The sequence below is a fragment of the Streptomyces sp. NPDC037288 genome (genome assembly GCF_055603265.1).
Map to the genome: position 1 here is coordinate 1 of NZ_JBVJVY010000179.1, position 2,746 is coordinate 2,746.

Below are 2,746 nucleotides of genomic sequence, written 5' to 3' on the forward strand. Positions count from 1 at the left end.
GCCGGCTCCACGGTGAGATCGGGCACGTCCCGCCCGTCGAATACGAGACCACCTACTACCGAGAAGCCACGAAACCCCAGGTCACAGTCACGACCTAGAGTCTCGATCAAACCCGGAACGGTTCACCTGGGTGGCCGTCTCGTCGAGCGTCCTTTGGGCTGAACGGAGCAGGCCAACTCTCAGATGGGTGGCCTTGAGAGAGTGCGGGACAGCGAGCGTCATAATATGCCTCCTCGCGGCGATTCTGGTGGTGAGCGGCTTACTGGGGCTGACTGCGCTCCAGAACCGGCACGGGCAGAACTAGCAGGAGGGCGGTGTACATGAGGCTGAAGCGTTCAGGCTGCCTGACGGATGGTGCCGGCGGCCACAGCGGGCGGATTCAGCTGGGCGGCGCAGGCGTATGCGTCTATCCGACCATCCGCAGCGGCCTCTGAAGCGAACGCCCCCAGCCTTCGGTGGATGAGGTTCATCTGTCGGCGTTACCGGGCTCGCCACGTTTCGCGCATCTCGGACCGCAGCCGGATTGTTCCGGCCGCGCCCTGAGGCCGCCTACGGGGGCCGCGGCACATGTGCGGCTCGTCTATGAGGTTGATTCGAATGTCATTGGCACAAGAGGAACCTGAGGCGCATATGACGCGCCATCCAGGTTTATATGTAGCTATTGTCGGTTCATGGTTTTGCTTGTCTGTGTCGCTCATCTGGTCGATTGAGGGGGAAGCAGACTCCATGCGGCAGGATGCGCCGGGGGTACGCACGGTCATCCTGGACGATTCGAAGGCCGACGCTTACCGCCGCAAAGTGGACGCCTTCGCAGCAACACACGGAGTCGAGGTGGTCCGACGTGCTGATCGTGTCGGTTTCAAGGCGGGGAACCTGAACAACTTCTTACGGCACACTGACTTTGACTACTTTGTCATTCTGGATAGTGACGAGATCATTCCCCCAGACTTCCTGGCCCGCTGCCTTGACTACTTCCAGCACTACCCGAACACGGGCATTGTGCAGGTGCAATCACGTGGCTACTCGGAACCGTAACACGTTCATGAAGCGCTTCCATCCTGGGGTGGCCACGCATTGGCTTGCCTACCAATGCGTCAAGAACCGATTCGGATTCCTTTCCCTGCTTGGCCACGGCGCTACGATCAGCGCGTCCTGTTACCGGGCGGCCAGCGGGTTCCCGCACCTGGTTGCTGAGGACCTCTGCCTCAATATCGCAGCCCGCTCAGCGGGATACCCGGCCGTATTCGCGCCGGACGTAGTGTGCGAGGAGGAGTTCCCGGTCTCCTACCTGGCGTTCAAGCAGCATCACAACAATTGGACTCAAGGCAACATGGAGTTCGTCAAGAAGTACACGTGGCGGATTCTGTTCAGCCCGATGCGTTGGTTCGAAAAGCTGGACATCATCATATTCACCTATAGTCTGCCGCTGACCAGTCTGTTCAGCCTCTACGTTGTCATCAACGTAATGGTGCTGCCCGCGGTCGGCTACTCAGTGCGTTGGCCGCAGTGGATGCTGTTCCCGACGGTGGCGTTCGTCCTCGCCCCGATGCTCAACGACATCCTCACACTCCGCAAGACCATGCGCGCCGACAGACTCGGGTCCTACCTCTTGCACACGGCACTGCTGTTCGGCTCGATGTTTTTCACCGGCCCGCGGGCCTCCTTCAAGTCACTGTTCGGCTCGTCGGTGTTTCTGGTCACTCCGAAAGTGGGAAACCGGCTCACTTGGGGCCAAGCCCTGCGCTCCAATTGGCTTGATCTACTGTTCGCTCTGGCTCTCACCGGAGCCTGCTTGTGGTTCACTCACAGCGTCCTACCGGTACTGCTCATCGCAGGACCGGCCGCTGCCGCTTTGTATCTTGCCCGGATGCACATGCGTAGCCACCAGAAAGCGGGGGTCAATTCCGTGATGCGCATCCCCCAACAGGCGCGCCCTGCCCGCGCTCTGCTCGCGGCAATGGCTGGACTCGTCCTTGCAGCAGGGCTGGTGTTAGGCAGCTATACAGCCTGGCTAATTTGGGGCACCGACCCCCAGCCCAGTCGTACTCAGCTGGTACGCACTGCCCGAATCGAACATGACCTGATCCGTAGCAGCCGCGGCCCCGGCGCCTCTCCGAAAAACAGCACGAACGCCAACGCAGTGATGCGCATCCCTGCCCTCGGCTCCCACTGGGCCTATCCCGTCTACAACGGCACGACCGACAAGCAATTGGCAAAGGGGCTGGGCCACTACACCAGCACCGCCAGCCCCGGAGAAATTGGCAACTACGCTGTTGCCGGACACCGCTCGTCACTCTCAGGGTTCGAGCCCTTCGCCGACCTGCCTGACCGTGTCAAATCGGGTGACAAAATCATCGTAACGGCCCCCACCGGCCGCTACACCTATGTCGTCACGAGCACTCAGCGTGTCTCGCCCGACGCCGACTGGGTCCTCCGCCCTGACCAAGGCCACGGCGCCAACCCGAGAGACCGCTTGATCACGCTCACCACCTGCACCCCCCGCTATGGCAGCACCGGCCGCTTCATCGTCTATGGCCGGCTCACCTCGCACCGGAGCCCGAGTGATGCGTTGTGAGGACTGGCGTTGTCGGTAGTGGCATGTTGCGGTGGTCGGGCTTGATGTGCTTTGACGGACATCCGTGATCAGGGGTTCTGAGGGGCCCCACGCTTTCCGGACAGCTACCTATTGGCTAATTCATGCGGCGAGCTGCTGATTCAGGTAGTCGTCGTGGACCTCTTGTGGGGT

General features: G+C 61.1%; 2 protein-coding genes. Both read left to right on the forward strand.

All coding sequences use genetic code 11. The annotated features are described in order from the left end of the window. The first annotated feature begins 597 nt into the window (after positions 1-597). Positions 598-1,035, forward strand: coding sequence for a glycosyltransferase (locus tag ACZ7GZ_RS42980; protein WP_471033269.1), 438 nt, complete (start codon positions 598-600; stop codon positions 1,033-1,035). A 7-nt stretch (positions 1,036-1,042) separates the two neighbouring features. Then, positions 1,043-2,575, forward strand: a complete 1,533-nt coding sequence (locus ACZ7GZ_RS42985) for a class E sortase (protein ID WP_471033272.1) — start codon at positions 1,043-1,045, stop codon at positions 2,573-2,575. Positions 2,576-2,746: the final 171 nt, after the last annotated feature.

Excerpts from the sequence above, each read along its gene's own strand:
- ACZ7GZ_RS42980 (WP_471033269.1), top strand. The coding sequence starts at position 598 with ATGTCATTGGCACAAGAGGAACCTGAGGCGCATATGACGCGCCATCCA.
- ACZ7GZ_RS42985 (WP_471033272.1), top strand. The coding sequence starts at position 1,043 with ATGAAGCGCTTCCATCCTGGGGTGGCCACGCATTGGCTTGCCTACCAA.